The sequence below is a fragment of the Sedimenticola hydrogenitrophicus genome, assembly GCF_029017505.1.
Taxonomy (GTDB): domain Bacteria; phylum Pseudomonadota; class Gammaproteobacteria; order Chromatiales; family Chromatiaceae; genus Sedimenticola; species Sedimenticola hydrogenitrophicus_A.
In genome coordinates this window covers 1-6,319 of sequence record NZ_JAQGEI010000069.1, presented here as the reverse complement: position 1 = coordinate 6,319, position 6,319 = coordinate 1, and the positions used below count along the sequence as shown (strand labels likewise).

At 59.9% G+C, this 6,319-nt stretch carries 5 protein-coding genes; 4 read left to right on the top strand and 1 reads right to left on the bottom strand.

Going from position 1 to position 6,319, the window contains the following annotated elements; all coding sequences use genetic code 11:
• Position 1: 1 nt before the first annotated feature.
• The 4 genes from O9K64_RS23065 to O9K64_RS23050 all read left to right on the top strand — a co-directional run bounded on the left by O9K64_RS23065 (position 2) and on the right by O9K64_RS23050 (position 5,387).
• A complete protein-coding gene (locus O9K64_RS23065) occupies positions 2-1,183 on the top strand; it encodes a cytochrome-c peroxidase (protein WP_335342347.1) in 1,182 nt (393 codons plus the stop codon).
• Positions 1,183-1,767: an arsenate reductase (azurin) small subunit gene (locus tag O9K64_RS23060; protein WP_275100479.1), complete on the top strand. Its 585-nt coding sequence runs from the start codon at positions 1,183-1,185 to the stop codon at positions 1,765-1,767. The genes O9K64_RS23065 and O9K64_RS23060 overlap by 1 nt, the downstream gene beginning before the upstream one ends.
• Before the next feature lie 2 nt (positions 1,768-1,769).
• Positions 1,770-4,463 carry a molybdopterin-dependent oxidoreductase gene (locus tag O9K64_RS23055; RefSeq protein ID WP_275100478.1) on the top strand — a complete coding sequence of 898 codons (2,694 nt, stop codon included), beginning with the start codon at positions 1,770-1,772 and terminating at the stop codon, positions 4,461-4,463.
• Positions 4,464-4,715: 252 nt separating this feature from the next.
• Complete coding sequence (locus tag O9K64_RS23050; protein ID WP_275100477.1) at positions 4,716-5,387, top strand: Crp/Fnr family transcriptional regulator; 672 nt, start codon at positions 4,716-4,718, stop codon at positions 5,385-5,387.
• An 8-nt stretch (positions 5,388-5,395) separates the two neighbouring features.
• Here O9K64_RS23050 and O9K64_RS23045 read toward each other — a convergent pair whose 3' ends face one another.
• A complete protein-coding gene (locus tag O9K64_RS23045; RefSeq protein WP_275100476.1) occupies positions 5,396-5,839 on the bottom strand; it encodes a MerR family transcriptional regulator in 444 nt (147 codons plus the stop codon).
• Positions 5,840-6,319: the final 480 nt, after the last annotated feature.

The window sequence follows — 6,319 nt, the reverse complement described above, 5'->3', positions numbered from 1 at the left end:
ATTGGCCGGTTGCAATGCCCAGGCCAGCAAGCAGGAGGCCGCCACGATGGCGCCGGTGGGCAAGGCGATGCTCGCCAAGAGTGAACAGGCGGCCTTCGCGCCCCTGGCGCCGCTCGGTCCGCCGCCCCAGGCAGCGGATAACCTGACCACGCCGGACAAGGCTGAGTTGGGCAAACTGCTGTTCTTCGATCCCCGGGTGGGCGGTGACGCCTCCACCGGTTGTTCCACCTGTCATGAACCGGAGCAGGGCTGGGCCTGGGCGGAAGACTTCTCCCGCGGCTACCCCGGTACGGTCCACTGGCGTAACAGCCAGACCATTATCAACAGCGCCTACTATCCCCGGCTGTTCTGGGCCGGTTCCGACGCCTCCCTGGAGAAACAGGCCAAGTCCGCCGCCACCGGTGGCGTGGCCGGCAACGGCGAGAGCGACATCATGGAGGCGCGCCTGGCGCTGATTCCCGAGTACCGGAAACGCTTTAAAGAGGTATTCGGTGATGAGTGGCCGCTGATCGAGAACGTCTGGCGGGCCATCGCGGCCTACGAGACCACCCTGGTACAGCGCGACACCCCGCTGGACAAGTACCTGCAGGGCGACAAGGCGGCATTGAGCGCGGAGCAGGTGCGCGGAAAGACGCTGTTCGAGGGCAAGGCGGGCTGTATCCAGTGCCATAACGGTGCCATGGCATCGGATATGGATTATCACAACATCGGCGTGCCGGCCAACAAACGTTGGGAAGAGGATGGGTTGGCCCAGATCACCTTCCGTTACGAGCAGTACGCCAAGGGCCAGACCGAGGAGGGGTACCGCACCGCCAAGTCGGACTGGGGCTTCTACTACCGCAGCAAGAACAAGTGGGACAAGGGCAAGTTCCGTACGCCCTCCCTGCGTTATGCCGCCCATACCGCGCCCTACATGCACAACGGTATCCTCTACACGCTGGAGGATGTGGTCGAGTTCTATAACCGGGGCGGCTTCGATGAAGAGGGTCGCACCACCCAGTTCGCCGAGAACAAGTCCAAGTTGATCAAGCCCCTGGGTCTGACCGATCAGGAGAAGGCGGATCTGGTGGCATTCCTGGAGTCCTTCTCGGGTGATCCTATCACCACCGAGAAGCCCGCGCTGCCCGAATACGCGCCACTGTTTACGCGTGCCGAGCTCGAAGCGGCACAGGAGGCAAAGTAATGTCTGAATTAATCAAAAAAGACGAGACAGCCGCCGAGCACGCCCAGTGCATGCTCAACCGCCGTCAGTTTCTGATGTACACCGGCACCACGGCGGCCGCGGTCAGTACCATCTCACTCAACCTGTTTCCGGGCGAGGCCCATGCCAAGGCCCGGGTGGTGGGTTATCCGCGTCAGCACATCGGCAAACTGAGCCAGCTGAAGGAGAACACGCCGCTGGATTTCAACTATCCCGACAAGGGCCAGAACTCCCAGGCCTTCGTCGTCAAGATGGATGGGGCCAAAGCGGGCGGCGGTATCGGTCCGCAGCGGGACGTGGTGGCGTTCAGTTATCTCTGTACCCATCAGGGCGGATTCATGAATGGCAAGTATCAGGCGGTCGGTGAGCACCGTGTACTGGGCCAGTGCCCGCTGCACCTCTCCACCTACGACCTGACCCGCCACGGCATCATCGTCTCGGGCCAGGCCTACCAGAGCATTCCCCAGGTACTGCTGGAACTGGATGGCGATGACATCTACGCCGTCGGCGTCATGGGTCTGCTGTTTGGCCGTAATCAAAACCTGATGGAATCCCAGGAGTCATAATCATGTCTAGCAAGTACTATCTTCCCGAGGACAAGACGCCTCTGCCTCCGGTGAACGCGGAGGTGCTGACCACCTGCTGCGACTACTGCATCGTGGCCTGCGGCTACAAGGTCTACCGCTGGCCGGTGGGTACCGCCGATGGCGGTCCCCAGGCCCATGAGAACGCCCTGAAGGTGAGCTTCCCATCCGGACCGCTGCAGGCGTGGGTGGCCCCCACCCAGCATAACGTGGTGATGCATGACGGTCGTCCGCACAATGTGGTGATCATTCCGGACAAGGATGCCAAGGCGGTCAACCTGGCCGGTGACTCCTCCATTCGCGGCGGTTGCCTGGCCGAGAAGGTCTACAACCCGGATAAACCGACCAAGGATCGGTTGATGTCGCCGATGATTCGCATCAACGGCACCCTGCAGCCGGTCTCCTGGGACATGGCCCTGGATGTGGCCACCGAGGTGATGAAGCATGTGGTGAACAAGCATGGTGTCAATGCCTACGGCATGAAGACCTATTCCTACCAGTACATTGAAAACACCTATGCGATCAAGAAGTTCGCGCTTCGCCACATGAAGACGCCCAACTTCACCTACCACGACACGCCGGCCGATGTAACCTCCACGCCGGGATTCCGTGACGCCGGCTTCGATAACTTCGGTCCCTCCTACCAGGATTGGGGTTCGGCCGAGTCGCTGATGATCTGTGGTACCGATCCCTACGAGACCAAGACCATCCTGTTCACCCAATATATCAAACCGGCGATCGATGCCGGGCAGAAGACGGTCTGGATCAACGTGCGTGAAACCGCCGGCATCGCCTATGCCAAGAGCCGCGGCAACGCCCTGTTCCTGCAGATCGACCCCGGCACCGACGTGCCGGTTATGGGGGCCATCGCCCGGGTCATCCTGGAGAACGGCTGGGAGGACAAGGCGTGGATCGAGAAATGGGTCAACAACAAGTGGGAGTCCGACTCCGGCTTTGGCCAGGGCACCCGCAATACCCCCTGGCAGTGGCGTACGACCTGGGGCAAATTCCAGACCAAGGGCTTCGAGGACTACAAGCAGTGGAACCTGGCGCAGAAAGAGTATGATCCCAAGGTCGCGGCCCAGATCGCCAATATCGATCCCGCCGATATCTACAAGGCGGCGGAGATGTTGGCCAAGCCGAAGGCGGACGGCAGCCGGATGAAGACCTCGTTCGCTATCGAGAAGGGATTCTACTGGTCCAACAATACCGGCAATACCAATGTAGTGAGTTCATTGGCGACCATTTGTGGCGCAGGTGGCCGGCCGGGTCAGGTTGTCGGTCGTCTGGGCGGCCACCAGCGTGGCGGTACCGGCGGTGGCAGCTATCCGCGCAACAAGTCGGCCCAGAAGCGTCCGGGCCGTCGGCGTCAGGCGCTGGACTGTGACCGCTATTTCTACTCTGGCCATACCCGCTTTGCCCATGTTATCGGCACCACCTGGATCCAGTCCATGTGTGGATCGGGCGGCCTCAATGCCAAGTTCGAGGAGCTGGTGACCAACAACCCGAACCAGGTCCGATCCTTCGACAAGCAGGAGATCATCGATACCCTGAAGGCGCGTGCCGATTCCGGTGGCACCGTGGTGCTCAACCAGGAGATCTACCTGCGGGATCCGATCGGCTCCCGCTTCGCGGATATCGTGCTGCCGGCGGCCACCTGGGGCGAGTCGGACTTCATTCGCGCCAACGGTGAGCGTCGCCTGCGGCTCTACTCCAAGTTCTACGACGCCCCGGGCGATGCCAAGCCGGACTGGTGGATCATGGCGGAACTCGGCAAACGCATGGGCTTCGACGGCTTCGACTGGAAGGACGCCAATCAGGTGTGCGAGGAGTCTTCCCGTTACAGCCGCGGCAACCGCAAGGCCTACCACATGATCAAGGTGGCGGCGCATGCCGAGGGCAAGACCCTGCACGGGAAACTGCGTGAGTTGGGCACCACCGGTATCCAGGGACCCACATTCTACAACTACAAAACCGGCGAGCTGCTGGGTACCAAACGTCTGCACGATACCACTGTGACAGAGGAACAGATGGTAGCCGAGGGGCGGACAACCGGTGCCAACATGGTGAACAAGAAGGGCACGCACTTCAATTCACAGACCGGCAAGGTGAACATCCAGAAACATCCGTGGGATCTGTTCTCCGATTACTGGGAGTGGATGAAACCGAAAGAGGACGAGCTTTGGCACACTAATGGCCGCATCAACGAAGTCTGGCAGTCCGGCTTTGATGACGTGGACCGGCGCGCCTATATTGCCCAGCGCTGGCCAGAGAACTGGACCGAGATCCACCCGGATGATGCCGCCGCACGCGGTATCGAGTCGGGCGATCAACTGCTCCTGTTTTCCGACCGGGTGCCAAACTTCCGCCAGACCATCAAGGGCGTGCACGGCGCCGACTTCAACTTTGCCGAGCTGCTGAAAAACGGCTGGATCGAGCTGAACAAGGCGGCGGTTACCGCGGTTGCCATTGTGACGCCGCATGTGAAGAAGGGGACCATGTACTCTTACTTCATCAATACCAGCCAGCCCAGTAATGCGTTGCAGGGTCGCGTGCCTGACCAGATCAGCGGCAACTACAACTACAAGATGGGTGTGGCCCGGGTGAAGAAGATCGGCGAGTCGAAGTACAAGAGCGAGTTCCGCTCCATGTCCTTCGCGCCTCGCAATATCGTCTGATCCGGCGTGTTATCAACCTAGGATACAGGGGCGGCCTTTGGGTCGCCCCTTGTACTCTGTCAAGATGATAGTGACTGAATACGCCAATATCATCTTGACAGGGTACTTGTACATGGCGTCGTTGTTCCGTTTGTCATGGTGAAGTGCCGCCGTGAAAGGGGAACCGATAAGGAGGTGAGTTCGATGCTGTCAAACCCCTGTTTAACGCTGTGCAGGTCAACAGACGCCGGTTATGCCGACATCGGAAGCGGCGTGATACAGGCGGAGTCCTGCCCGCTGAATGCCATCTGTCCCTACGGCGGGCGTGCGTCCGAAGGCGAGGCGCTGCACGTGGTGCGCCAGGGCCTGCAATTTTCTCCAGACACGGTTTATGTGGTTCGTAGCGGCTGTATCCGGATCAGCGAGCGGTCAGGCGATCTGGAGTGGGCCAGCTTCCGCCTGCCTGGCGAACTATTCGGTACCCGCAGCCTGTTCAATAATGATATGAAACGCGTACGCGCTATGGCGACGATGGACAGCCAGTTGTGCCGACTGCCCCGGCGCCTGCTGCTTGGCCGCTCGCAGGACAACCTGCAGGCGATCCAATCCATCGGTCAGGCATTCGCCTCGGAACAGGCGCTGCTCCAGGCGTCGTTATACCGCCACCGGATGCACAGTGACGCCCGGGTAGCCGATTTTCTGCTGGAGATGTGCCGGCGGCTGCCGGAGATGGACAAAGGCGCGGCGCCGCGAGTTGAGCTGAGAATGAGCCGCAGCGATATCGCCTGTCATCTCGGCATGGCCCAGGAGACCCTCAGCCGGGTTCTGAGACGCCTTGCCGAGACGCGGCTGATCGAGGTCAATGGGCGTGGTATAGGTCTGCTGGATATGGCCGAATTGCGTTATCTTTCCGTTTCCGGCAAGGAGTATGTGTCCCGATTGTGACAACGGGATCAGGAAGATTTATTACCCGTGGTCTCGCTCAGGGTGGCGATGATCGCGCACTGTTCCTGACCAGAGACGTTTTTTCTGCAGGCATTGATCAGTCTGGACAGTTCCCGCTGGATGGCGTTCAGATCGTCGATGCGTTGTTGTATGACCGCGTACTTGTGTTCCGCAATCGCACGCGCCTTGTCGCAATTCATGGCGTTCAGGGATAACAGATCAGAGATTTCGTTGAGGCTGAAGCCGAGTTCCTGGGCCCGTTTGATGAAGCGAATGGTCGCCACCATGGCGGCTGGGTAGCACCGGTAGCCCTGGGCGGGTTTCACCGGCTCCCGGATCAGGCCGATGCGCTGGTAATACCGGACGGTTTCGACGTTGACGCCGGCGGCCTTTGCCAGATGGCCGATGGTCAGGCCCGGGTCGGTCCGGCCGGTTGACCTGTTCGTGTTCAAAGTGTCATCTCCTTCGGGTTTACCGCAGGGGGTCGGAGTCAAGCCGCATAATTCCGGAAATCTGCTGCTCCATTCCGAGCGGCTTGACTCCGACTCCTGGCGATTCAAAAATCGGTCATAGGGCGCCCCATGGGCGCCGTCGGCGGGCACGGCCCGCCCTATGGGTGGTGCCGGTAACGTGGGAACAGCGCGGCCGCCTCTATCCTTGTCCATCCGTGGTACTTCCTCAGCAGATCGTATTTTGTGCCCACGCCGATGACCGCATCCCTCAGAATATCATCGCTGAATTCCACGATTCCTGTTGTTTGAACAAAACATACAGTCCCGGTTTTTACATCCTGGGGCATGGAACAGTTCATTCAGATCGGTGTTTTAAAAAGCTTGATCGAGATCACGTATGGAAATTTGCCCGACAAACCAATCCCGCTATCAATACGATTATTAAAGCTGGCATGGAAACTGCCTGCGCGCCCTCCCGAA